We start from the raw sequence: 24,641 nt of genomic DNA on the forward strand, positions 1-24,641 counted from the left end.
TTTCCATGTTGTTGACGCCCGTGGTTGTACCGTTGTATACTTTTATTGTGGAAATTACCACATGATTTTTTCAATACGAAAGGAATGTGAATTACATGCAAGGAAAAGTAAAATGGTTTAACGCAGAGAAGGGTTTTGGATTCATCGAAGTTGACGGACAAGACGACGTTTTCGTACACTACTCTGCAATCAGCTCTGAAGGCTTCAAAACTCTTGAAGAAGGTCAAGACGTGGAGTTTGAAGTAGTTGAAGGAAATCGCGGACCTCAAGCTGCGAACGTAACAAAGCTTTAATTCACATTCCTTTCTTGGATTGATTGAATTAAATGCAGTTCCCCCGCTTCTTCTATATCGAGGAGCGGGGTTGTTTTGTTAGAAAAAGGTTGAGATTTCTTATTAGGTGCACGAGTCAATTTTTCAAAAAAAGCAAAACTGGTTATTCGCTGGAATATGATATAATTATTATAGAGTTGTATAGGAAATTAATAAGCGAACCGGATGATTAAAAGGTGATATTGAAGGAGGTTTCCCCTATGTCTATGTTCAGTGAACTGCAAAATAAGAAACATGAGATTCTACAGTTGGCCAGGCAGCATGGGATAATAGACCTGCGAATTTTTGGTTCTGTTGTTCGTTTGGAAGAGAACCAAAATAGTGATATTGACTTTTTAGTAAGATTTGAAGAAGACCGAAGCTTGTTTGACTTGATTCGTTTTAAACAAGAAGTTGAGGTAATGCTTTCTAAGCCTGTAGATGTAGTAACTGAGGAATCTGTTCACTACACGATTAAAAGTGAAATTTTGAATGAGGCAATCCAACTTTGAAAAAAGATAGGATCTACCTCACTGAAGGTTTTAATAAATGATCTGACCACAGCAGAGATCCGCTTTGCCCCTTTTTTGAACTACTCACCACTTAACAACCTTAAGGTCTGTTTGAAGTGGGAGATTCCTAAGAACACTAGTGTACCCACTAGTTATGGATTAGGCGATCCCCGCAGTCCCTGCGGTTAGAAGCCTTATAGCTTCATTTTTGAGATTTATACTTGCGTTAAGATCTCGATCATGATGAGTATGGCACTGCGGACAGTTCCATTCACGTAATCCTAGATTTTTAACGTCTTTGTTTTGGTAGCTGCAACAAGAACACAGTTGACTGCTGGCAAAGTTTTTTGAAACGGTCACGACTTGTTTACCGTACCATTTGGACTTGTATTCAATCATTTTTTTGAAGTGTGACCAGGATACTTCACTGATTGCTTTTGCAAGATGATGGTTTTTCAACATATTGGAAACGGCCAAATCTTCCATCCCGATTATGTCGTGGCTTTTGACAATGTCAGTGGAGATTTTGTCCAGATAGTCTTTTCTTGCATTTGCAATTTTTTCGTGGATTCGTGTCACTTTCCTTTTCGCTTTGTACCAGTTTTCACCGCCTATCGTTCGTCTGTTCATCACTTTTTGTGCTTTCGCTAATTTTTCCTCTAGTGAACGGAAAAACCTTGGATTGGGGTAGACGGTTCCATCCGAAAGAATAGCAACGTTTTTTAGACCAACGTCCACTCCGATCGACGTGTTGGTTTTCGGTAATGGAATGATTTCCGTTTCTGTCATTAGAGAAACAAAATATTTACCAGAGGGATTTCGCCTGACGGTAACACTTAAAATTCGTCCTTTGACTTCACGGCTTTTTGCAAATCGGACAAGGCCAAGTTTGGGCATTTTAATAGAGTTGTTTAGGACAGCTATATTTCCGTTTGTATATTTCGTCGTATAGGATTGAACAGGATTCTTTTTTGACTTGAAATGTGGCTGTTTCGTTTGCTTTTTGTAATAGCGGTCATAGGAATCCGCTAAATTTTCCACTGATTTTTGCAAAGCAATACGATCGACTTCCTTCAAAAAAGGATAATGCTTCTTTAGTTCGGGGAGTGATTTTACAATTTCATACTTGTTAAACCACTTGCCCTTCCAGTTATTCGCTGGTAGCTGACCGTTTTGAACCATTTCCTCGACGATATACCAATAAGCATCCTTTTCTTTTTGCTTACTGAGAAAAAAGTTGAAGACAAACCTTGAACAGCCAATGGTTTTGTTAATGAGTTCGAGCTGTTTGTGATTGGGATAGATTCGAAATTGATAGGCTTTATGAACCACATGATTTCACTCCTTTCTTTAATAGGAACATTTGTTCTATTGTATCATATAGAGGAAAGTTTTGGCTATCACCAACCGAAATTCATCTCCCCCTTATCGCTTGACTTCACCCTTTACGATTGAAGAGGGAGTCTTCTTTCGGGAAAAGATAAATAATTCTTTACTCTACTTCCTTCCCCAGTAAATTTATTTTTGCTTGTACGAGTTCTTCTAAGAAATGTAATTCAAGAATATGTTAGTAGTGACATGTTTAACCGTGATGTTGCCCGATTTATCCTAACACCCCTAGTAAAAACGTCCTCCCCGAGCGACTCTCGGAATTTGTCGAAAGCTTTTACAAGAATGTCGATTATGTTGACATGTAAACTGTTCATTCCCCTTTATATTTCGGTATTTAACCCAGTTTAAAGGCGAAAAAACGTTTTTTAAAAATTTTGTCAAATTCTTTACGAAGATTTTATGTTTATGAAGGAATTGTTAAGGGGAATACCGAATTATATAGAGACACCCGAAAGGAGGAGTTATACATGAATTTTAATATTCGTGGAGAGAACATTGAGGTTACTTCAGCATTGAGGAGTTATGCAGAAAAAAAAGTGAAGAAGCTAGAGCGCTATTTTGATGGAACTCCTAAATCAGATGTTTATATCAACCTAAAGGTGTACAATAATGAGCAGCTCGTGGAGGTTACGATTCCAATGCCGGGCTTATTGCTTCGGGCAGAAGAGACCCATGATGACATGTATGCTGCTATTGATTTAGTCGTTGAAAAGTTAGAGCGACAAATTCGAAAGTATAAAACAAAAGTAAACCGCAAATTCCGCCAAGGCGGTGCAATCAAGTTCGCCTTTGCAAATGGGAATGGAAGTGCTGCACCAACAACGACAACTGTGTTGGATGAGGAAGATGAAGATGATTTCCAAGTGGTACGTAATAAGCGTTTTGATCTGAAGCCAATGGATACTCAGGAAGCGATTCTTCAAATGGATATGCTTGGGCATAATTTCTTCGTTTACTCACACGCAGAATCAGGCGCAACGAATGTGGTATACAAACGTAAAGATGGTAAATACGGCTTAATCGAGCCAGAATCAGAATAAAATAAAATGTATAACTTAAAAAGAGAGAGGGATTGGCTCAGTTTGAGTCAATCCCTTTTTTTCGGTTGTACAACAGACAAAGTAATTTAATAAAAGTTTTACAAAGTATTAATCCTTTCAACATCATTTCCTGTATTCTTGTCCTTAACCGCTCAAACTGTTAAAATAAAACATGGACTAACTTTATATATGAGGTAGGTTTGGCTTTTTTGTAGACTCAACCTTAGTTAGAAAACTAAGGTTGACAGTAAAAGCATAGGAACCTTCAGTAGTAAAGATTCACCAGCACAAAGCTAAATGCTGGTTTGTTTTAAAAACATTTTCAAAAACTATCTGTTTATAAATAGAGGTGCATAACTCAATGATAGGTATGATTAAGAAAATTTTCCCAACTGGTAATGATCGACAGATTTCACGTCTTCAAAAATATGCGGATGAGGTGGAAGCACTCGGTCCGGAAATAGAAAAACTGTCTCCTGAACAATTACGTGCTAAAACAGACGAATTCAGATCCCGTCTTTCAAATGGGGAGACACTTGATGATATCTTAATTGAAGCATTCGCGGTTGTTCGAGAAGCCGCGACCCGTGTACGTGGTGAACGTCCTTACCCTGTTCAGATTATGGGTGCAGTTTCCCTACATGAAGGTAATATATCTGAGATGAAAACTGGTGAAGGTAAAACACTCGTTGCGACGATGCCAGTTTATTTAAACGCGCTTGAAGGTAAAGGTGTGCATATTGTAACGGTCAACGAATACCTTGCTGCTCGTGACGCGGAGCAAATGGGAGAGGTGTACAATTATCTCGGTCTGACGGTCGGATTGAACGTGACGGGCTTGTCGAAAGAGGAGAAGAAGGAAGCCTACAGCGCGGATATCACCTATGCAACCAATAATGAACTCGGGTTCGATTACCTGCGTGACAACATGGTTTTATATAAGGAAGAAATGGTTCAGCGACCGCTTAATTATGCGATCGTCGATGAGGTTGACTCGATTTTAATTGATGAAGCACGTACACCATTGATTATTTCTGGTAATTCCTCGAAAACAACGGATTTGTATCGAGTTGCAAACCAGTTCATTCATCAAGTGAAAATAGATGTCGATTTCACTTATGACGTTAAGACGAAAAACGTTCAGCTTACTGAAGATGGTATGTCAAAGGCGGAGCAGTTTTTTAACGTAGAAAACTTATTCGATATTTCGAATGTATCGATTAACCACCATATTAACCAAGCACTTAAAGCTCATGTTGTGATGCAACGTGATACAGATTATGTTGTTCAAGAAGGCGAAGTTATCATTGTTGATCCTTTTACAGGGCGTTTGATGGCAGGTCGTCGTTACAGTGATGGGCTGCATCAGGCGATCGAAGCAAAAGAGGGCCTCGACATTCAACGTGAGTCAATGACACTTGCGACGATAACGTTCCAGAACTATTTCCGTATGTATAACAAGCTTGCGGGTATGACTGGTACAGCGAAAACGGAAGAAGAGGAATTCCGTAACATTTACAATATGAATGTTCTTGTTATGCCTACAAACAAACCGATTGCACGTAAAGATAACTCGGATTTGATTTATAAAACACAGGCAGGGAAGTTCCGTGCGGTTGTGAATGAAATTGCTGAACGTCATCAAAATGGACAGCCAGTGCTAGTTGGTACGGTTGCCGTTGAAACGTCAGAGCTTATTGCACAATATCTTAAGAAAAAAGGCGTACCACATAATGTATTGAACGCAAAAAATCATGGGCGTGAAGCTCAAATCATTGAGGACGCAGGTCAAAAGGGCGCTGTTACAATCGCGACGAACATGGCCGGTCGTGGTACCGATATCAAGCTTGGAGAAGGTGTGCTAGAAGCGGGCGGACTTCACATTCTAGGTACAGAACGCCACGAATCACGTCGTATCGATAATCAGCTGCGAGGTCGTGCTGGTCGTCAAGGTGATCCAGGTTCTTCTCAATTCTTTATTTCTATGGAAGATGAATTGATGCGTCGTTTCGGTTCTGACAACATGATGAACATGATGGAACGACTAGGAATGGAAGAAGATCAACCGCTTGAAAGTAAAATTGTCACAAAAGCGGTTGAATCTGCGCAGAAACGTGTAGAGGGTCATAACTTTGATGCTCGTAAGCAATTGCTGCAATACGACGATGTTATGCGTCAACAGCGAGAAATCATCTATAAACAGCGTGCTGAAGTGTTAGATTCGGAAAACTTGCGTGAGATCGCAGAGGCAATGATCAAGTCTACCGTTGAAAGAATTGTTGAGGCTCATACTCCAGAAGAAGAGGTTGAGGAGGATTGGGACCTTAAGGCAATCATCGATTACGGGAATGCGACGTTCTTAAAGGAAGGTTCTGTTACGGATAAAGAGCTTCGTGGAAAAGAGCGAGAAGAAATCATTGAGCACTTGCTGAGTATTGTAAAAGAGGAATACGATAAAAAGGAAGCCGACTTTGAGCCGGAGCGTATGCGTGAATTCGAAAAAGTGATCGTGCTTCGTTCCGTTGACCGAAAGTGGATGGATCACATCGATGCGATGGATCAGCTTCGCCAAGGAATTCATTTACGTGCTTACGGTCAAAACGATCCGCTTCGTGAATATCAATTCGAAGGCTTCCAAATGTTCGAAGCAATGGTTGCTTCGATTGAAGAGGAAGTCTCCACGTACATTATGAAAGCACAGGTGGAAAGAAATCTTCAGCGTGAGAAGGTTGCGGAAGGAAAAGCAGTTGATCCGAAAGCTCAGGAACAACAAAAGAAAAAGCCTGTCCGTAAAGTTTCAAGCGTTGGACGAAATGATACCTGCCCATGCGGAAGCGGGAAAAAATATAAAAACTGCCACGGTGCATCGTAAATAGACCAAAAGGGAAACTTGGCAACCGCCAAGTTTTCTTTTCGCACGAAGTAGCATCAATCTAACGTTTGTTTAATTTATTTGAAGGAGAATGCGGTATGGACTTAGTTGAAATTAAACAAGAACTGAACATAATGCAAAAGCGAATCCAAGATTTTAGGGGGTCCCTTTGACCTCGATAATAAAGAGGCGCGTATAGCAGAACTCGATGAACAGATGGCAACACCGAATTTTTGGGACGACCAAAATGCGGCACAAAAGGTCATTAACGAGGCGAACGCGCTAAAAGATCCCGTCAACGAACTGCGTGAACTAGAAGAAACATATGAAAATCTTGTGGTTTCTCATGAACTTGTAAAAGAAGAAGAAGATCAAGAGCTGCAAACCGAGCTTGAAAGTGAATTAAAGGAGCTTTCCACTCAACTCTCCAACTTCGAATTAACGATGCTGCTCAGCGAACCGCACGATAAAAACAATGCACTCCTTGAACTCCATCCTGGTGCAGGTGGAACGGAATCTCAAGATTGGGCTTCGATGCTTCTTCGCATGTACACTCGTTGGTCCGAGGATAAAGGTTATAAAGTAGAAACCATGGATTATCTGCCGGGTGATGAGGCTGGAGTGAAAAGTGTTACTTTGAACATTAAAGGCCACAATGCTTACGGGTACTTGAAAACGGAAAAAGGTGTTCATCGGCTCGTTCGGATTTCACCATTCGATTCGTCAGGCCGACGACATACCTCGTTTGTTTCCTGTGAGGTTATGCCAGAGTTAGACGATGATATTGAGATTGAACTTAAGCCAGACGAAATTAAGATCGATACGTATCGAGCAAGTGGAGCCGGCGGACAGCATGTTAATACTACAGATTCGGCCGTTCGAATGACCCACTTACCGACCAATACAGTCGTGTCCTGTCAAACCGAGCGTTCGCAGATCAAGAACCGGGAACGAGCCATTAAAATGTTAAAAGCAAAGCTCTATCAAAGACGAATTGAGGAACAACAGGCTGAATTAAACGAAATTCGTGGTGAACAAAAAGAAATTGGCTGGGGAAGCCAAATCCGTTCCTACGTTTTCCACCCTTACAGTCTTGTCAAAGACCACCGTACAAATGTGGAAATCGGAAACGCACAAGGTGTTATGGATGGCGATATCGATCCGTTCATCGATGCATACTTGCGATCACAAATGAAATAGAATGTTGTAGAGTAAAGAAGGGGCTTCCTAAACGTTCGCAATCCAACGTTTAGAAAGCCCTTTTAGTTGTTTAGCTAGGACGTTCCCCTGCACCTACTAAAACAGGAAGATTCGCTATATAGTGGAAATGTGAATTGAACATTGGTTGCGCGATAGGATATCTGGGTTGTATTGTTCGTTCGCGGCAAAATCTATTTTTTCGCGGCAAACTATCTTTTCACGGGTATTTTCTTGGTTCAAGCCATTATTTTTTTTAGATATCAACCCTAGAGGGTCTTTTTCTACGCATGATATACTAAAACTATAAGTTCCACCTAAAGAGGTTGTTCAAAAAGTCCGGTAAAAATAGCTGTCGAATTTCTTCGTTGTTCGATCTCTCCGGTCCTCACGTATTAATAGCATACGTTCTGGTCCTCGAGATTTTCACGCCTCGAACTTCTCGGCTCTTTTTGTCCTCCTTTTTGAACACGCACTAAAAGAGGTGAAAGATATGAGTGCGATTTTACTATTCGATGGTGAGTGTAATTTATGCAATGGAATCGTTCAGTTTGTGATCAAACGTGATCCTAATGCGTACTATCGATTTGCGTCTCTTCAAAGTGAGGCAGGGCAAGAACTCCTCAGTACGTATAACCTGCCGAATTCACTTGATACGTTTATACTGATTGAAAATGAGCAAGCTTACCAAAGATCCGATGCGGCTTTGCGTGTTTGTAAACATTTAAATGGTGGTTGGAAGATTTTATCGAAATTATTCTGGATCCCTAGGCCAGTACGTGATACCGTTTATAGTTTTATCGCTAAAAACCGTTACAAATGGTTTGGTAAAAGAGAGTCGTGTATGATTCCGACACCCAGTATTAAAAAGAGATTTTTAAGTTAATTGATACTCTGAAAGGGAGGTTATTACATGACTATGAAAACATTGTCTAGACAACGTACTTTCACTCACTTTTCACACAAAAATAAGCCGGCATATACAATTGAGCTTGGGGAAAGGTCCTTGTTTGAAACTCACGATTGCTACGGTGGGCGAATAACCGAGGAAACAATCTTGCGAACGGATCTTGATTTAACAGGGAAAATTAATCTAGCGACAGGTCCTATCTATATAAATGGTGTACAGCCTGGTGATGTGCTCTGTATTGAAGTCGGGAAAATTGAACTAAATGAGTTCGGTGTCATGGTTATGATGCCTGGCCTTGGACCTCTAGGAGATCAGATTGAAAACACAACAACCAAAGTTCTCCCGATTAAAGAGAACGTCATTCATTTTACTGATACTATCCATATTCCCGTTCAACCAATGATTGGTGTGATCGGTGTGGCACCTGCTGAGGGAAGCGTTCAGAACGAAACCCCTGGTGATCACGGTGGTAATTTGGATACGAAAGAGATAACGACAGGAAACAAGGTATATCTACCCGTTCATCACAATGGTGGACTCCTCGGCCTAGGAGATATGCATGCTGCGATGGGGGATGGAGAACTCGATGGAACAGGAGTAGAGGTTGCAGGTGCGGTTCACTTAACTGTCACAAAAGCGGCTAATTGGGACATTGAATCACCGGTTGTCGAAACGAACGAATCATATTTGATCCTATGCTCGGGGACAAAGTATGATGAAACGATTAAACGTGCCCTTAACATGTCTGTGCAACACATCCAACGGCGACTTGCGGTCGGTTTTGATGATGCATACCGTTTGCTTAGTGCTACATGTGATCTGAAAATAAGTCAGATCGTAAACCCGCTTATTACCGTGAAAATTTCCATCCCTAAAACGCTAATCCCCAAACTATTTTAATAGATGACTAGGTGATTTTACCCTGAAATGTCCCTGCTTCACACAGGATCAAGCAATTAAACTAGTAAAATTCGATCACCTCTATTTAAAAACCCTCCTTATTTCCTGTTTTATAGAAGGATTTTCTGCATAAATGTAGAAAAGGTAAAAAGATGTCGAAGTTTATCGAAGAAAGAAGGGAGATTTCGTAATCTTTTTGTCAAATTGTGGGCACATTTGAAACATAAATGTAATACGATTTTGACTTAAATTGACGAAATGAGATGTTATAATAAACTGGTGCGAAAAAGTTATCTCTTATAATTCAAGCATTGGAACCGATAATATAAATAGTGAAGTCGAAAATAGTATACAGATATCGACAACCGAAGATTTGACAGCTTTAGACAATACATAGGGTGGGATTAGATTTGATAGAAATGCATGACGTTTGGAAAACCTACCCGAACGGCGTTATGGCGCTTAACGGGATAGATATCCACATTGAAAAAGGGGAATTTGTCTATGTCGTCGGTCCAAGTGGTGCTGGGAAATCTACATTTATTAAATGCATGTATCGCCAAGAAAAGCCGACAAAAGGAAACATAATCATCAATGGAAGAAGCTTAATAAAGGTTAAGGAGCGACATATCCCATTCGTACGAAGACAAGTTGGGGTCGTGTTCCAGGACTTTAAACTCTTACCAAAACTATCTGTCTATGAAAATGTCGCGTTTGCTCTCGAGGTCATCGAGGAAAGCCCGAAGGTTATACGAAAACGGGTTATGGAAGTATTGGATCTCGTAGGTCTCAAGAACAAAGCGCGGTTTTTACCAGATGAGCTATCCGGAGGAGAACAGCAGCGCGTATCGATTGCCCGATCAATCGTCAACAAGCCGCCTGTTCTCATCGCGGACGAGCCTACTGGGAACCTTGACCCTGAAACAGCATGGGGGATCATGGATGTATTTGAAGAGATCGGAACTCGAGGTACCACTATAGTTATGGCTACCCATAACAAAGAAATTGTAAACACAGTTAAAAAGCGAGTTATCGCAATTGATGGCGGACGCATTTCCCGTGACGAACTAAGGGGGAATTACGGCTATGAAATTTAGAACCCTTGGACGTCATATTAAGGAAGGCTTTAAAAGCCTTGGTCGTAATGGTTGGATGTCTTTTGCTTCGATCAGTGCGGTAACGGTTACACTCCTATTAGTTGGGGTATTTCTCGTCTTACTATTAAACATAAATGCGATCGCCTCACAGATTGAGGACGATGTCGAAATTCGTGTCTATCTAGAAAAAACATCAGAGGAACCGCAGCATCAAGAGTTACAGCAGCAACTTGAAGGTATTGAGGAAGTATCGAGTGTTAAATACGTTCCTAAGGAAGAAGGATTACAAGAGTTAATTGATAGTTTAGGGGATGAAGGTAAAGTCTTTCAATCTCTTGAAGATGAAAATCCACTTCCAGATGCGTTCGCAGTTAAAACAGAACGTCCTCAGGATACACCTCTTGTTGCAGATGAAATTGAAACGTTGGACTATGTCAGTGAAGTTCGTTATGGACAAGGTACAGTCGAAAGGCTGTTTAAAATTACGGATACAGCCCGTAATGTCGGTCTTGTTTTGATTGTTGGGCTTTTATTTACGGCCATGTTCTTAATTGCTAATACAATTAAAATCACGATTGTGTCCAGAGGTACAGAAATTGAAATTATGAAACTCGTTGGTGCAACGAACGGATTTATTAGATGGCCTTTCTTCGTGGAAGGAATCCTGCTCGGAGTATTAGGATCGTTGATACCGATTGGCATATTAATTTTTGCTTACCAATTTATCTATGAAGCTGTCAGCATGAACTTAAACACAATTCTTTTCCAGCTTCTCCCGGTTTACCCGCTTATGTTCCAACTAGCCGGACTTCTAGTAATTATCGGAGCATTTATCGGAGTATGGGGCAGCATGACGTCTGTCCGGAAATTCTTGAAAGTGTAGGAAGAAGTTCAAGGCCCTGCTAACCACTTGCTTATTTGAACGCGGATTGTTAAAGAAATGAATGGAGGATGGAATTGTGAAGAAGAAAATAATTGTTGCAACAGCGTCACTTAGTCTATTACTTGGTGGTGTCCCTGGTTTCACAAACGGTAACGGGGCACTAGCCAACTCTTTAGAAGATAAGATTAATAATGTGCAGGAGCAGCGTTCGGAAAATAAATCTGCACAGGACAAAGCATCATCAGAAATTGCTGAAATTCAAAAGGATCAAGACAAGCTCGATGCTGAAATCAAGAACTTAGACCAGAAAGTCGCTGACACATCTAGTAAAATTGATTCGAAAAACAAGGAAATCAAAAAGACAAAAGAAGAGATTGATAAACTAAAAGAAGAAATCGAAGTTTTGGTAAAACGGATTGCTGAGCGTGATAAGCTGTTAAAAGATCGTGTAAAAGCAATGTACGAAAACGGCGGTTCCGTTCAATACATAGAAGTGGTACTTGGTTCCCAGGATTTCGGTGATTTCCTTGATCGTGTGTTTGCACTAAATGAAATTGCTGAACAGGATAAGAAGTTGCTTGAAGCTCATAAGCGAGACAAGAAAGAATTAGAAGAAGTAAAAAAGGAAGTTGAATCTACACTCGATAGCCTTAAGGAACAAATGAAGGAGCTCGAAAGCCTTAAAGCAGAACTAGACGCAGCTGTAAAACGGAAGAATGCGTTGCTAGGTGAGTTAAAACATGAAGAAGCGCAAATGCACAAGCACATTGATAAGCTTGAAAATGAAGAAGACCTACTTGCAAAACAACAAGCAGCATTTGAAGCTGAAAAGAAACGACAAGAAGAAGAAGCTCGTAAACGTGCAGCAGAGGCAGCAGCTGCAGAAGCAGCAGCCAGGAGCAATAATAATTCGTCTTCAAGCAGCAACACCAGTAGCAACAGTAGCAGTGGAGGCGGCGGTGGATCAACAGTCTCAACGCCTGCAGTAACAGGCGGAATGTTCATGAAGCCAGCTTCTGGAGCGTTTACATCAGGAATGGGTCAACGTTGGGGAAGTTTCCATGCGGGTGTCGATATTGCACGTGGGGGCACGGTTCCGATCGTTGCAGCTGCATCAGGGACGGTCATCAAGTCCTACTACTCAAGTAGTTACGGTAACGTAGTATTTATCGCTCATTATCTAAATGGTCAAGCCTATACGACTGTGTACGCACATATGCGTGAACGTCATATAGGGACAGGCGCATCCGTTCAAAAAGGACAACAAATTGGTATTATGGGAAGCACTGGACAATCAACTGGTCAGCACTTACACTTCGAAGTCCACCAACCATCATGGAACAGCGCTAAATCAAACGCAATTAACCCACGCCAATTTTTCTAAAAATAAACCGAAAACCACACCTCGGAACAGTCTGGGGTGTGGTTCTTTACTTAGGTTTAATGCTTGTTACAATTCTATTTGTGTAGTAGTATGAATTTATCTTGTTTAGTACACCCCATTAAGTATTTAAACGCCTTGTAAAATCATGAACGGCAACATTGTTTTTCAAAGATTCATAAAGGATACAAGCTGTTCATATAGTATAATGAGTAGGATAATATAATGGAATCAGGAAGACCTTACTCATGTGAAAGCGGCATCGCATCGTGAAGGTGTGATGCCTTTTCCTGCAAACACGAGAGGTGATTGGATGAATGTAAAAGGAAAAATGGTTGCTATTTTAGTTGCTGGCTCACTTGCCGTTGGTGCTGGTGGTACATATGCCGGAATGTCGTTGTTTTCAGATGACGAAAGCAATTCAGCATTGGAAAAGGCTGCAGAGGATAGTCTTAACCTTGACCTTGGTGGTTCGGGTGCTGAAGAAGAATTCGCAAAGATTGAGAAAACGTATGATCTCATTTCACAGCAGTATTTCCAAAAGGTTGATAAGGATAAGCTGCTAGAAGGGGCAATTCAAGGAATGGTAAAGACCCTTGATGATCCTTATTCCGTTTATATGGACGAGGAAACAGCTGAGCAATTTAACGATACGCTCGAATCGTCATTTGAGGGAATTGGTGCTGAGGTTACGATGATGGATGGGTATGTGACAATTGTTGCTCCATTCGAGGATTCTCCTGCTGAGAAAGCGGGACTACGACCGAAAGACCAGATAGTTTCTATTGATGGTAAGAGTACCAAAGGCCTTGACTTGTATGACGCTGTTTTGAAAATCCGTGGTAAAAAAGGGTCGACGGTGAAGCTTGAGGTGAAACGTCCTGGTGCGAGTGAAACATTGACGGTAAATGTTAAACGAGACGAAATTCCGATCGAAACGGTCTATTCAGACGTGATTGAAAAGGATGGGAAAAAGGTCGGCAACATTCGAATTACTTCGTTTTCAGAAGATACAGCGGCTGACTTTGAAAAACAGCTGAAAGCTCTTGAAGACAAAGGAATTGATGGCTTGGTCATTGACGTCCGTGGTAATCCAGGTGGGTATCTTTCTAGTGTTGAGGATATTATGAAATTGATCGTGAAGAAGGATGAACCAATTGTACAAATTGAAGCACGAAATGGTGAAAAGCAGCGGTTCTTCTCATCAAGAACAGAGAAAAGAGGATACCCGATTGTTGGGCTAATTGACCGAGGAAGTGCTTCAGCATCCGAAATCCTAGCAGCTGCGTTAAAAGAAGCGGGCGAATACGAACTTGTTGGGGAAAAGTCATTTGGTAAAGGGACCGTCCAACAAGCAGTCGAAATGGACGATGGAAGTAGCATTAAACTAACAATGTTCAAGTGGTTGACTCCAGATGGAAATTGGATCCATGAAAAAGGGGTTAAACCTACAGTAGAAGTAAAACAGCCGGATTATTTTTATGCGAGCCCGATTACGGTTGAAAAGCCGCTTACCTTTGATTCAAACGGTGAACAGGTGAAGAACCTACAAACGATTCTGAAGGGGCTTGGCTTTAATCCTGGAAGAACAGATGGCTATTTTGACGAAAAAACAGAAACTGCTGTCCGTGCCTTCCAAAATTCATCAAATGATCTAAAGGTTACAGGGAAAGTGGATAAAGAAACAGCTCGTCTAATGGAGAAGGAGCTGCTTGAAAAAGTTGATGAAGCGAAAAATGACCTACAGCTCCAAACTGCGATTGAAGTTTTATTTGAAAAATAAATTAAAGTATAATAGACAGATGACTTTAAATTAAAATAGTACTATTTAAAGCAGGATGGTTCATTTATATATCGAAATAGTAAGGGATGACTTATAAGGGCCTTTACTCCGTTTACAGCTTGCATTTGATCGTCAGTAAATGTTAGCTCGGGAGATGGGAACCTTGTATGAAGTCATCCCCTTTCTTTTAAATTGAAAAACGAATCGTATAAGGGGGATTCCTGTGAATATTGGTGATGTTGTGTTTCAATTAATATCATTCCTTGTTCTAATTGGTATAGTTTCAGCTATCGTTTGGTTCGTTATGAATCAGAGGAAAAAGACGAGGCATCTTGAAGAAATCGATGCTAAGCTGGATAGATTAACTCGAGAAAAACAGAACAATTAGTATAGGTAGTGGAGGCTTTCAATATGTTGGATCAAATAATTGAAATTTTAAAAGGGACAAGCTGGTTTTTCTTAAATCCTCTGTTCTACTTCATTCTTCTTTTCATAGGTATACACGCAGTTACCCGTGTAAAGCGAGAACGGAGTGATTTCTATGTTCGTGTACACGATGTAATGGACGATTTTGTACGTGGGATTTTGCCGGGACTCGTTATTGGATTGGTCTTTTCCATCTTAAGCGTGTTTGCTGGTCTTTTTCTACCATTAGGTATCATAGCCGTAATGTCATTGTTTTACATAATACTCGGTCTGACGCTGCGAAAAAATGTTTTGAATCCGGTGTTTGCTGGAGCATTCACGTACATAAGTGCAGCTTATCTGCCACCTATCGAAACAGGTGTCGGATTTGTTGATGCTTGGCTAGTGGATCTGCAAGGTGCTCCACTTGGGATGATCGCGTTACTTGTTGCGATGTTTCTTGTGATGGAAGGTATCTTGCTCATTTCAGTAGGCTCAGACAATACCTCACCGATTTTATTACGAGGAAAAAGAGGAAAAGGAATTGGAGCGCATGTGGTCAGTCGAATTTGGCTCGTGCCGATGTTTATACTCGTACCTGGTACGGCAGTTGCCAGCACCAGTTGGTTTCCGTTGCTACAAATCGGGGAATCGAGTTTTAGTGTCGCACTTGTGCCGTTTGCAATCGGATTTCACCACGCCGTTTCACAATCATTACCAGGACCTATTGTAAAAGCGTTCGGATTTCGGACGTTAGCATTAGGAATCATTTTATGGATGGGAGCAATTGGGCTTGTTTATTTTGACCTGCAAGGATACGGAATCGCAGTAATCGGTTTAGCTGTTGTCGGTCGTTCTGCACTAATGCTCTACTACCGTAAACTTGAGGTTGAGCAAGCACCGTATTTCAGTGCTCTTAATGAAGGGATTCGAATTCTTGGAATCATTCCTAGCTCCCCGGCTGCAAAAATGAAAGTCTCTATCGGAGAACGAATCATTCGTGTAAATGGACAACGTATGGACCGGGTAGAGGACTTTTACAAAGCGTTACAAAGCAATGCTGCCTTTTGTAAGCTCGATGTTCTTGATTATAACGGTGAGGTGCGATTTGTTCAGCGCTCGTTATATGAGGATGAGCACCATGAACTCGGATTGCTGTTCGCCCAACCTGAAAAAGCAAAGCGGAAAAGAGCGATCGGTTAATTAGAAAAGAGATAAAAATGCTTTCTTTAAATAATATGTAGATAGAGGAACAGGCTATTAACTGTTCCTCTACTACGATGTCATTCTTAGACCAATGACCCCGATCAAAATGAGACCAAGTGATATAAATTGAGAAGAATTAAATCGTTCTTTAAACCATAAAATACCGACTAAAGTGATCCCTACACTACCAATACCAGTCCACATCCCATAAGCAACCCCAGCAGGGAGTACTTCCATAGCTTTTGACAGACAGTAAAATGAAAGTATAAAGCCGAACGTCATCACGAATATAGGCCATTTTTTTCTTGTACCATCCATATATTTCATGGCAATCGTAGCAATAACTTCCTCAAGACCGGCTAATAATAATAATCCCCAAACCATTAATGCTCACCTCTTGTTTTTTTATTTTCTTTTTTCGTGAATATCTTCATTCCAATAATTCCTGTTAATAAAATCATTAGAAAGAATATTTGGCCAATCGAAAAAGGTTCACCCAGAAAGACTCCTACAAAATACGTACCGACAGTTCCAATTCCTACGAATACAGTATAAGCTGCTGCGATAGGAATCGTTTTATAAGAACGAATTAGTAAGATGAAACTTACTGCAATTAAGATAACGGTGATAACCCAATCTAAAACTGTATCTGCATATTTAAGGCCTGAAGCCCATACCACTTCCAAAATCCCAGCAACAAAAATTAATAACCAACTCATTTTAAATACCTCCTTTAAAGTGAATGAATGTCAGTCATTTTTATAGTAAACAAAAAGTATAGGAAGTATCCACTAACTTGTTTAGTTTCTAAATGATCTTTGTAAGCATTTAAATAAATGAATGACTATCATTCATTATATGGTAAAACTTATAAAATGTCAAAAAGAAAAGGGATGACCTGTTTAAAATAGTTCACTTACTAAGTAATTTTTGCTGTTCGTTAAAAAACGACAAAATATGAGGATGTGAATAACGTATGCAGTAATGAATAGGTGCGACTCAAAAGAATTCAATCATTATCATTCATTTCATTGAAATAAGTGTAAAACAATACCTTCGTTGGTCTTTTGATTCGAGATTACTTTTTGGCATGAAAATTGCATTAATTTTTAGGTAAGTCGAAATAGTTAAAAAATGGGGGAGGCATTATATTTAAAAACTTGATATATTCATTTAACAGATACAATTTTTTTGATACAACACTAAAGGGTAAATTTGGGACACATAATGTTTTTTGCCCTTAAGTTGAAAGCGTTTTCTTGAAATTGGAAATCTAGGAGGAATGATAAATGAGGAATGAAGCAGGGTTGAGCCGTTCGTTAAAGCTATGGCAGATCATTATGCTTGGGATAGGTTATATGACACCAATGGTTGTATTTGATACTTTTGGCATCGTATCAGAACAAACTGGTGGGCATGTTCCTATGGCTTACATCCTAGCGATAGTTGCTATGTTGTTTACTGCTGCAAGCTATGGAAAAATGGTGAAGGCCTTTCCAGTAGCAGGTTCGGCTTATACGTATACACAGAAAACAATGAACCCAAATCTTGGATTTCTTGTCGGTTGGTCTTCTTTACTAGATTATCTTTTTCTACCGATGATTAATACGTTATTAACTAGAATTTATCTTTCGGCTCTATTTCCGGAGGTTCCATCATGGATTTGGGTGATTGGATTTGTTCTGCTTGTAACCATCATAAATATGATTAGTGTGAATATTACAGCGAACTTTAATACCTTTTTAGTTATGTTCCAAATGCTAGTGATAACAATTTTTATTATTTTAGTGATTAAAGGTTTAATCCAAGGTGAAGGCACTGGTGAAATAGCTACCATTCAACCTTTTTTTCAACCCGATATGCAACTTTCAACATTAATTGCAGGTGCTACTGTTCTTTGTTTTTCATTTTTAGGATTTGATGCGGTGACAACCCTTTCCGAAGAAACGCAAAATCCGACGAAGACCATTCCACGGGCTATTTTTCTTACGGCACTAATTGGAGGTATCCTGTTTATATTAGCTTCTTATTTCACACAGTCATTTTTTCCTGATGTATCAAGATTTAATGATCCAGAGGCTGCTTCACCTGAGATTGCACTTTTCGTTGGGGGTAAGTTGTTCCAAGCTGTCTTCCTCGCGGGAACCTTTACAGGTACTCTTGCTTCAGGGCTTGCATCGCATGCTAGTGTATCCCGGCTATTGTACGTAATGGGCCGTGATAATGTGATACCGCAGAAGTTCTTTGGTTATATACATCCACGCTTTAGAACACCTATTTATAATGTTCTGTTTGTGGGTGGGATTTCTCTATCTGCCATTTTCTTTGACTTGGTGACAGCAACATCTTTAATTAACTTTGGCGCATTGATCGCTTTTACATTCGTAAACTTATGTGTGATTGTTCATTATGTTGTACGAGAAAAGAGGCATAAAACAGTGAAAGGATTTTTCATCTACCTCTTAGCGCCTGTAATTGGTGCGTTATCCGTTGCTGTTCTATGGTTTAATCTTGATTCAAGTTCACTTACATTAGGTCTTGTTTGGGCAGCTGTTGGCCTTGGATATCTATTGTACAGAACGAAAATGTTTACAAGTAAAACACCACAGTTTCATTTTGAAGAAGCGAGTGACCTATAAATGCATTTGTACATAATGCTTTATAGCGCTTCATTGCTGTTGTAATTCAAATATTAATATGGGTTATAAGTAGATTGCCAAGCTTTTATAAGAGGATGTTCAAAAAGTCCGGGAAACATTGCTTTCGAATTTCTTCGTTGCGTTGCCACTTCGGTCCTCTCGTAGTAATAATCTACGTTCCGGTCCTCGTGACTGCCGCGCCTTGAACTTCTCGGCCCTGTTTGTCCTCCTTTTTGAACACAAACTATAAATATTGTAAAGTTGGCATGGAAATTGCATCTAAATAAAATAGTAAAAAAATAATGAGGTGTTAATGTGACTGTTCAATCACTAGAAAAGAATAATCAAAGCCATGTAAGTGTTGAAACGGATTTTCTAGAAAATCCTCTAACTGAATTTCAATCCGTTTTAAAAGAAGCGTTGGATGTTCTTCATTATCCTGATGAGGTCTTCGAAATGTTAAAAGAACCGATTCGATTTTTTGAAGTAAGAATTTCGGTTCGTATGGATAACGGAAAAACAAAAATATTTAAAGGGTATCGATCCCAGCATAATGATTCAACAGGTCCAACTAAAGGGGGGATTCGGTTTCATCCAGACGTAACTCCTGATGAAGTGAAAGCGCTATCGGGTTGGATGAGTTTAAAATGTGGAATAACTGGTCTTCCTTACGGTGGTGCGAAAGGTGGTATCGTCTGTGATCCAAGAAAGATGAGTTTTCGAGAGTTGGAACTATTAAGCAGAGGATACGTTAGAGCTGTCAGTCAAATTGTAGGGCCAACAAAGGATATTCCGGCACCCGACATGTATACGAATTCGCAGATTATGGCATGGATGCTTGATGAATATGATCATATTCGTGAGTTTGATTCACCGAGTTTTATCACTGGTAAACCGCTTTCTCTTGGAGGATCCCAAGGACGTGAAACAGCAACTTCTAAAGGGGTTCTGTACACACTCCAATTAATAAGTGAATTAAAAAAGCTTCCGATTAAGGACATGCGGATAATCATTCAAGGTTTTGGTAATGTAGGTAGTTTCCTAGCGATGTATTTATATGAAATGGGAGCAAAAGTTGTCGGCGTTTCTGATGTTATCGGTGGAATCTATGATTCAGAGGGGTTAGACATTCCATATCTGCTCGAAAATAGAGACTCGTTTGGAGTAGTATCGAATTTATTTGACAATACACTGTCGAATCAAGAGTTAATTGAGAAAGAATGTGATGTGCTGATCCCGGCTGCCATCGGTGGACAAATCACAAAAAGGAATGCTGATCGGATTAAATGTAAAATTGTGGTGGAGGCTGCCAATGGGCCAACGACCAAGGAAGCAGTTAAAATTCTAAAGGAAAGAGATATTTTAGTCGTCCCAGATATTTTAGCCAATTCCGGTGGAGTTATTGTTTCATATTTTGAATGGTGTCAAAACAACCAAGGTTACTATTGGACAGAAAAGGAAGTCGATGAACGATTAAAGGACAAAATCACAGCTAGCTTCTTAAAAGTTTATCAAACATCGAAAAAGCATGGTGTAGATATGAAAGTGGCTGCCTATATCGAAGGAATTAAAAGAGTAACAGAAGCTTCTCGACTTCGTGGCTGGATAAATATTTAGAAGATATTAGCTATGCCTTGAACTCTCGTCGTACCGTTACCGATGAAAGAGAAAAGCTAAAAAGGGAGTTGTGATTCATATGGATATTTTATTAGAGGAAAGAGAACGACAATCGATTCATTATTACTGTATAGCCTCAGATCATCATCGGTATGACCTGTCCATCATATATTCTGAAAAGTTTTTTGGGAAAGCAATGGTTGTCTCTATTCAAAGCGGACAAATGGTGCTAATGTGCGATGAAGACATTGAAAACGACATGTGTTGGGCTGAAAAGTTAGGTATTGAACTGATAGATATTAGAGAGTTAAAAAGTTTTTTTCATTTAATACTGCAAAACAGACAAGTTGCGAATCAATATTAATAGGTGACTTTACGGTGAATATGACCAGAAAGGAGTGTATTATGGTCCATCTTGAAATGATAATGAGTCCCTGCCATGGCATCGTTGAAGAAGTATCGATTCAAAGTCAATTACGAATATACGAATGGGAAGCCTTATTTTCTATTAAAAAAAATAATGGAAAAATCGAAATCGTTAAAATTGGGATAAGCGGAGAAGTCGAGTCTTTGGAGGTAGAAAAGGGGGATGAAGTCATTCCAGGAATGGTGTTGGCCTTCATTAAAGAGGATTTGTTTGTGAGTGGAAGCGACTAAGAAACAGTTAAATATGAAAGAGGAGATGAATCAATCATCTCCTCTTTAAATTGTTAAATTCCACCAAATAATTTTAGACTTTTTATAAGATTCTGCTAAATGGTACAATGAGGGGAGCTACAGAAGGGGGACCACATCTATGTTTTCACTCGCAAATGATAAAATAAGACCTATTTTTTCAATATCGGTTGATCAACCAGCAAAGAATTGGAATAAAGAGCTTCAACAAAGTAAAGAACCGTTTCTATTTTTAAAAAAGGAAAATCAGTTGTTTGCTTATATACAATTGAAGGATCTATTTTTGGCTGACCGCAATGGCCAGGACTTGCAGATTGAATCATTATTATCTTGCTCTGTTTCTTTAGACAGTGTATGTAAACTAAATCAAAACATTTCGTTTCCTGTTCTCTTTCAAATCATTGGAGAGTCCATTGCACTTGTGAAAAATGAACAAGATGAGCCGACTGGTTATATTAGAAGAGAAGATGTGTTGGCAGAATTATTTAGGCAGGAAAATAAAAATAGCCTTGATTTGTTAAAAATCATTTTAACATCGATTCCGATGGGGATGTTTGTTGTTGACAGAGAAAAAAGAATTGTGAATTATAACGAATCGGGATTAAAAATGATTAAAGCCTCACCGGACAAAGTGAGGAATGTTCAGGCTGAAGACATTTTTAGTAGAAAATATATTGATAATGTGTTTTCAACCGGTGAAACCGTGTTAAATCAATTGCAAATCACCGATGAAATGGGAATTCTCGTTGATTATAGCCCGATTATTAACTTTGAAAATCAAGTAGAAGGCATGGTTATCATTGTTCAAGATTTGCCTATGGTTGAGGATATGGCCATGGAAATTGAATATATAAAAAATTTAAATGAAGACTTAAACGCAATCCTATCAAGCATTTACGACGAGATACTCGTTGTTAATCATAAAGGCGAACTGCTCCGTTATAGCGACAGCTTCATCTCGGAATTCTGGGGTGTCCAATTGAAAGACCTTATCGGGAAAAGCCTTTTAGAATTAGAGGATAAAGGATTATTCAGTCCATCTGTAACAAGACTCGTATTAGAGCAAAAGAAAAAAGTATCTGTTGTCCAAGAAACGCAAAGTGGAAAAAAAATACTCGCTGTAGGGAACCCAGTATTTAATGAAAATGGTGACATTCATCGGATTATCATTGCTTCAAGGGATATTACAGAAACAACAAAACTGAAAACAGAATTAAGAGAGATCAAAAAGATATCTGATCAATACAAACGGGAATTAGACAGTATTAAAAACAAAGATCAGTTTTTCAAAAAAATGATTTACTGCAGTCCGAAAATGGAGCAAATCATGACACAAGTTAAAAAAATTGCGGACTTTTCCTCAACAGTTTTAATTAATGGGGAATCAGGGGTAGGGAAAGAAGTGATCTCCCAGGCGATCCATCAGCTCGGTAGGCGTTCAAATCAACCGTTTCTAAAGTTGAATTGTGGTGCGATTCCTGAAAGCTTATTAGAAAGTGAATTATTTGGGTATACGAAGGGATCGTTTACAGGAGCGGATAAAGGCGGCAAAGAAGGGTATTTTCAACAAGCAGATCAAGGGATTTTATTTTTAGATGAAATCGGTGAAATGCCATTACACCTTCAAGTAAAATTATTAAGAGTTCTTCAAGAACAGGAAGTTATTCCGATCGGAAGTACCACGCCGATACCTGTAAATGTGCAAATTGTTGCGGCAACAAATAATCAGTTAGAAAAAATGGTCGAGCAGGGAACATTTCGTGAAGACTTATTTTATAGGTTAAACGTTATTCCCATTCACGTTCCCCCGTTACGGGAGCGACCAGAAGACATTCCACTACTTGCGTTTCATTTTCTACAGCAGTTAAATGAAAGATATAACAAAAACTATCATTTAACCCCAGATGCCCATAATTTATTAGAAGTCTATTCATGGCCTGGAAATATACGGGAACTACAGAATATTATTGAGCGTCTCGTTGTTTCTGCCGACCATGAGTCCATTGATGCCGATTTTGTCAGTCAATTTCTTGCACTTGGAAACGATTTTAAAAAAGCAAAACCTGTCATCACAAGAGTTTTGCCTTTACACGAAGCCCAAGATCACGTAGAAGAACAATTGATAATGCTTGCTATGAAACAATATAAAACAACGACAAAAGCAGCTAAAGCTCTAGGTATCAGTCAATCTTCTGTTAGCCGTAAGTATCAAAAGCTTTTAAGTGAAAAGGGAGTTAAAAGAGAAGACATTCCATTTCAATAAGAGGAATGAGTTTAAAGCTACTGCTGAACGTTCAAGCGGTAGCTTTTCTTTTTGTTTAAATTCTTAAGCTGTGGATTACTATTGATGCAAAATGCCCTTTAGCTTGGTGAATGTACATATAAGAGATCGGTCTGGGCTAATTTAGCATTAAAAGTAGTAATAACTCTTCTTCAAGAGTAAGTATGCACGTTCCGTTAACCTATGCATTTTTACATAAACCGTTATTAAACAGGAGCGATGAAGTAACGAAAAAAGGTATGGATAAAGAGGTTATGCGTTGGCATGAATCTTGCATTTATAATTAGAAATTCGAATAGAGAAGGAAGAATTCCAAATATTTAAAACCTAAGAAGAGGTGATTAACAGAGCAAATAATACACCATTAGGCAGGAGGGGCTAGAGTTGATTAATTATAATAATCTCATTTTCACTCCAGTTAGTGATACTGATAAGGGAGAAATGTCTTCTCAAACCACATTCCACTATCGCCAAAAAAAGAATATTTTAAGAGCAACATACAGCGGGGGCGAGATTATACAAGGTACTTTAATAGGTCTTGTTGATTCGAAAGGGTATTTAGAATTTAGATATAATTATATTAACAAGAACAACCAAATAAGAAGTGGAAAATGTCATTCAACTCCAGAAATTTTAGCAGATGGGCGAATAAAACTTCATGAAAAATGGATATGGTCAAATGGGGGAGAAAGCCAGGGTGAATCAATAGTAGAAGGAAGTCTCTGAACTTATAGAGGTTGTTCAAAAAGTCCGGTTAAAATAGCTGTCGAATTTCTTCGTTACTCGATCTCTCCGGACTTGCACACGGACGTGCTGACTTCGACGTTTTCACAGGACGTGAAGTAGTTAGTCGAAGTTCCATATGTACCTGCGTCTACTAGTTGAGGCTAGCAGATAGCTTCCTCGGTACAACTCGTAGCTTTTAAGCAGGTATCGCTCGTCGTTCCGGTCCGTGAGATTTTCGCGCCTCGGGCTCACACGATGTGAGTCAGTTCAACGTTGACACAGGACGTGACGATNGTCCGTGAGATTTTCGCGCCTCGGGCTCACACGATGTGAGTCAGTTCAACGTTGACACAGGACGTGACGATTTTAGTTGAACTTCATTAATCTCGGCTGTTTTGAACACGCACTTATAGAACTATAACTTTAAAATTCAAAGTGATTAACTACAAAGAAGTAATAAACATCTTAGGAGGAAATTAATAATGGTACAAACAGGTACAGATCGCGTTAAGCGTGGCATGGCAGAAATGCAAAAGGGTGGCGTCATCATGGACGTTGTCAATGCAGAACAAGCAAAGATTGCTGAGGAAGCTGGTGCTGTAGCAGTTATGGCACTAGAACGTGTCCCTGCAGACATTCGTGCAGCAGGTGGAGTGGCTCGTATGGCTGATCCTACAATCGTCGAGGAAGTAATTAATGCGGTTTCAATTCCCGTTATGGCTAAAGCACGTATCGGACATATTGTTGAAGCGCGTATTCTTGAATCACTTGGAGCAGATTATATTGATGAGAGTGAAGTATTGACTCCAGCAGA

Annotated in this window: 22 protein-coding genes and 1 pseudogene; 20 read left to right on the forward strand and 3 right to left on the reverse strand. The window is 39.6% G+C overall.

Annotated features, from left to right (window positions below; translation table 11 throughout):
• Window positions 1–95: 95 nt before the first annotated feature.
• Together NON16_RS15390 and NON16_RS15395 are read left to right on the forward strand one after the other, a co-directional pair.
• Window positions 96–293: a cold shock domain-containing protein gene (locus tag NON16_RS15390; protein ID WP_257350280.1), complete on the forward strand. Its 198-nt coding sequence runs from the start codon at window positions 96–98 to the stop codon at window positions 291–293.
• Between the two features lie 239 nt (window positions 294–532).
• Window positions 533–823 carry a nucleotidyltransferase family protein gene (locus NON16_RS15395; RefSeq protein ID WP_257350281.1) on the forward strand — a complete coding sequence of 97 codons (291 nt, stop codon included), beginning with the start codon at window positions 533–535 and terminating at the stop codon, window positions 821–823.
• Between the two features lie 159 nt (window positions 824–982).
• Here NON16_RS15395 and tnpB read toward each other — a convergent pair whose 3' ends face one another.
• Window positions 983–2,155 carry an IS200/IS605 family element RNA-guided endonuclease TnpB gene (gene tnpB, locus NON16_RS15400; protein WP_257350282.1) on the reverse strand — a complete coding sequence of 391 codons (1,173 nt, stop codon included), beginning with the start codon at window positions 2,153–2,155 and terminating at the stop codon, window positions 983–985.
• A gap of 527 nt (window positions 2,156–2,682) precedes the next feature.
• Between tnpB and hpf the strand changes: the two genes are divergently transcribed.
• The 11 genes from hpf (at window position 2,683) to NON16_RS15455 (ending at window position 15,886) form a co-directional block, all read left to right on the forward strand.
• Window positions 2,683–3,255, forward strand: coding sequence for a ribosome hibernation-promoting factor, HPF/YfiA family (gene hpf / locus NON16_RS15405; RefSeq protein WP_257350283.1), 573 nt, complete (start codon window positions 2,683–2,685; stop codon window positions 3,253–3,255).
• Window positions 3,256–3,616: 361 nt separating this feature from the next.
• Window positions 3,617–6,127 carry a preprotein translocase subunit SecA gene (gene secA, locus NON16_RS15410; protein ID WP_257350284.1) on the forward strand — a complete coding sequence of 837 codons (2,511 nt, stop codon included), beginning with the start codon at window positions 3,617–3,619 and terminating at the stop codon, window positions 6,125–6,127.
• A gap of 98 nt (window positions 6,128–6,225) precedes the next feature.
• Window positions 6,226–7,327, forward strand: a protein-coding gene (prfB, locus tag NON16_RS15415) for a peptide chain release factor 2 (protein ID WP_257350285.1) whose coding sequence is annotated in 2 segments (ribosomal slippage) — window positions 6,226–6,297 and window positions 6,299–7,327 — 1,101 coding nt in all. Because the reading frame shifts where the segments join, the coding sequence is not laid out codon by codon here.
• 490 nt (window positions 7,328–7,817) lie between these two features.
• Window positions 7,818–8,210: a thiol-disulfide oxidoreductase DCC family protein gene (locus tag NON16_RS15420; RefSeq protein WP_257350286.1), complete on the forward strand. Its 393-nt coding sequence runs from the start codon at window positions 7,818–7,820 to the stop codon at window positions 8,208–8,210.
• A 27-nt stretch (window positions 8,211–8,237) separates the two neighbouring features.
• Window positions 8,238–9,134 carry an acetamidase/formamidase family protein gene (locus tag NON16_RS15425; protein WP_257350287.1) on the forward strand — a complete coding sequence of 299 codons (897 nt, stop codon included), beginning with the start codon at window positions 8,238–8,240 and terminating at the stop codon, window positions 9,132–9,134.
• A gap of 410 nt (window positions 9,135–9,544) precedes the next feature.
• The gene (gene ftsE / locus NON16_RS15430) at window positions 9,545–10,231 is read left to right on the forward strand and encodes a cell division ATP-binding protein FtsE (RefSeq protein ID WP_257350288.1); all 687 of its coding nucleotides are present in this window, start codon (window positions 9,545–9,547) and stop codon (window positions 10,229–10,231) included.
• Window positions 10,221–11,114, forward strand: coding sequence for a permease-like cell division protein FtsX (gene ftsX / locus NON16_RS15435; protein WP_257350289.1), 894 nt, complete (start codon window positions 10,221–10,223; stop codon window positions 11,112–11,114). Before ftsE ends, ftsX begins: the two co-directional genes overlap by 11 nt.
• 76 nt (window positions 11,115–11,190) lie before the next feature.
• On the forward strand, window positions 11,191–12,498 hold the full coding sequence (locus NON16_RS15440) for a murein hydrolase activator EnvC family protein (RefSeq protein ID WP_257350290.1): 1,308 nt from the start codon (window positions 11,191–11,193) through the stop codon (window positions 12,496–12,498).
• 310 nt (window positions 12,499–12,808) lie between these two features.
• Window positions 12,809–14,278, forward strand: coding sequence for a S41 family peptidase (locus NON16_RS15445; RefSeq protein ID WP_257350307.1), 1,470 nt, complete (start codon window positions 12,809–12,811; stop codon window positions 14,276–14,278).
• A gap of 223 nt (window positions 14,279–14,501) precedes the next feature.
• A complete protein-coding gene (locus tag NON16_RS15450) occupies window positions 14,502–14,666 on the forward strand; it encodes a DUF4083 family protein (protein WP_257350291.1) in 165 nt (54 codons plus the stop codon).
• A 23-nt stretch (window positions 14,667–14,689) separates the two neighbouring features.
• The gene (locus NON16_RS15455; RefSeq protein ID WP_257350292.1) at window positions 14,690–15,886 is read left to right on the forward strand and encodes a PDZ domain-containing protein; all 1,197 of its coding nucleotides are present in this window, start codon (window positions 14,690–14,692) and stop codon (window positions 15,884–15,886) included.
• 72 nt (window positions 15,887–15,958) lie between these two features.
• Here NON16_RS15455 and NON16_RS15460 read toward each other — a convergent pair whose 3' ends face one another.
• Entirely contained in the window at window positions 15,959–16,273 is a 315-nt protein-coding gene (locus tag NON16_RS15460; RefSeq protein WP_257350293.1) for a DMT family transporter, read from the reverse strand.
• Window positions 16,273–16,608, reverse strand: coding sequence for a DMT family transporter (locus NON16_RS15465; protein ID WP_257350294.1), 336 nt, complete (start codon window positions 16,606–16,608; stop codon window positions 16,273–16,275). The genes NON16_RS15460 and NON16_RS15465 overlap by 1 nt, the downstream gene beginning before the upstream one ends.
• 570 nt (window positions 16,609–17,178) lie before the next feature.
• On the opposite strand from NON16_RS15465, the gene NON16_RS15470 reads away from it, so the two are divergent.
• The 7 genes and pseudogenes from NON16_RS15470 to pdxS all read left to right on the forward strand — a co-directional run.
• Window positions 17,179–18,528: an APC family permease gene (locus tag NON16_RS15470; RefSeq protein ID WP_257350295.1), complete on the forward strand. Its 1,350-nt coding sequence runs from the start codon at window positions 17,179–17,181 to the stop codon at window positions 18,526–18,528.
• A gap of 315 nt (window positions 18,529–18,843) precedes the next feature.
• Window positions 18,844–20,145, forward strand: coding sequence for a Glu/Leu/Phe/Val family dehydrogenase (locus NON16_RS15475; RefSeq protein WP_257350296.1), 1,302 nt, complete (start codon window positions 18,844–18,846; stop codon window positions 20,143–20,145).
• Window positions 20,146–20,224: 79 nt separating this feature from the next.
• On the forward strand, window positions 20,225–20,509 hold the full coding sequence (locus NON16_RS15480) for a DUF3055 domain-containing protein (protein WP_257350298.1): 285 nt from the start codon (window positions 20,225–20,227) through the stop codon (window positions 20,507–20,509).
• A gap of 56 nt (window positions 20,510–20,565) precedes the next feature.
• Entirely contained in the window at window positions 20,566–20,802 is a 237-nt protein-coding gene (locus NON16_RS15485) for a biotin/lipoyl attachment domain-containing protein (RefSeq protein WP_372508825.1), read from the forward strand.
• A gap of 139 nt (window positions 20,803–20,941) precedes the next feature.
• Complete coding sequence (locus tag NON16_RS15490; protein ID WP_257350300.1) at window positions 20,942–23,083, forward strand: sigma 54-interacting transcriptional regulator; 2,142 nt, start codon at window positions 20,942–20,944, stop codon at window positions 23,081–23,083.
• Window positions 23,084–23,485: 402 nt separating this feature from the next.
• Window positions 23,486–23,827, forward strand: coding sequence for an avidin-fold protein (locus tag NON16_RS15495; RefSeq protein ID WP_257350301.1), 342 nt, complete (start codon window positions 23,486–23,488; stop codon window positions 23,825–23,827).
• Between the two features lie 482 nt (window positions 23,828–24,309).
• A pseudogene (gene pdxS, locus NON16_RS15500) lies at window positions 24,310–24,641 on the forward strand (pyridoxal 5'-phosphate synthase subunit PdxS); the annotation flags it as partial.

The sequence above is a fragment of the Pseudalkalibacillus decolorationis genome (assembly GCF_024609785.1).
Classification (GTDB): Bacteria; Bacillota; Bacilli; order Bacillales; family Fictibacillaceae; genus Pseudalkalibacillus; species Pseudalkalibacillus decolorationis.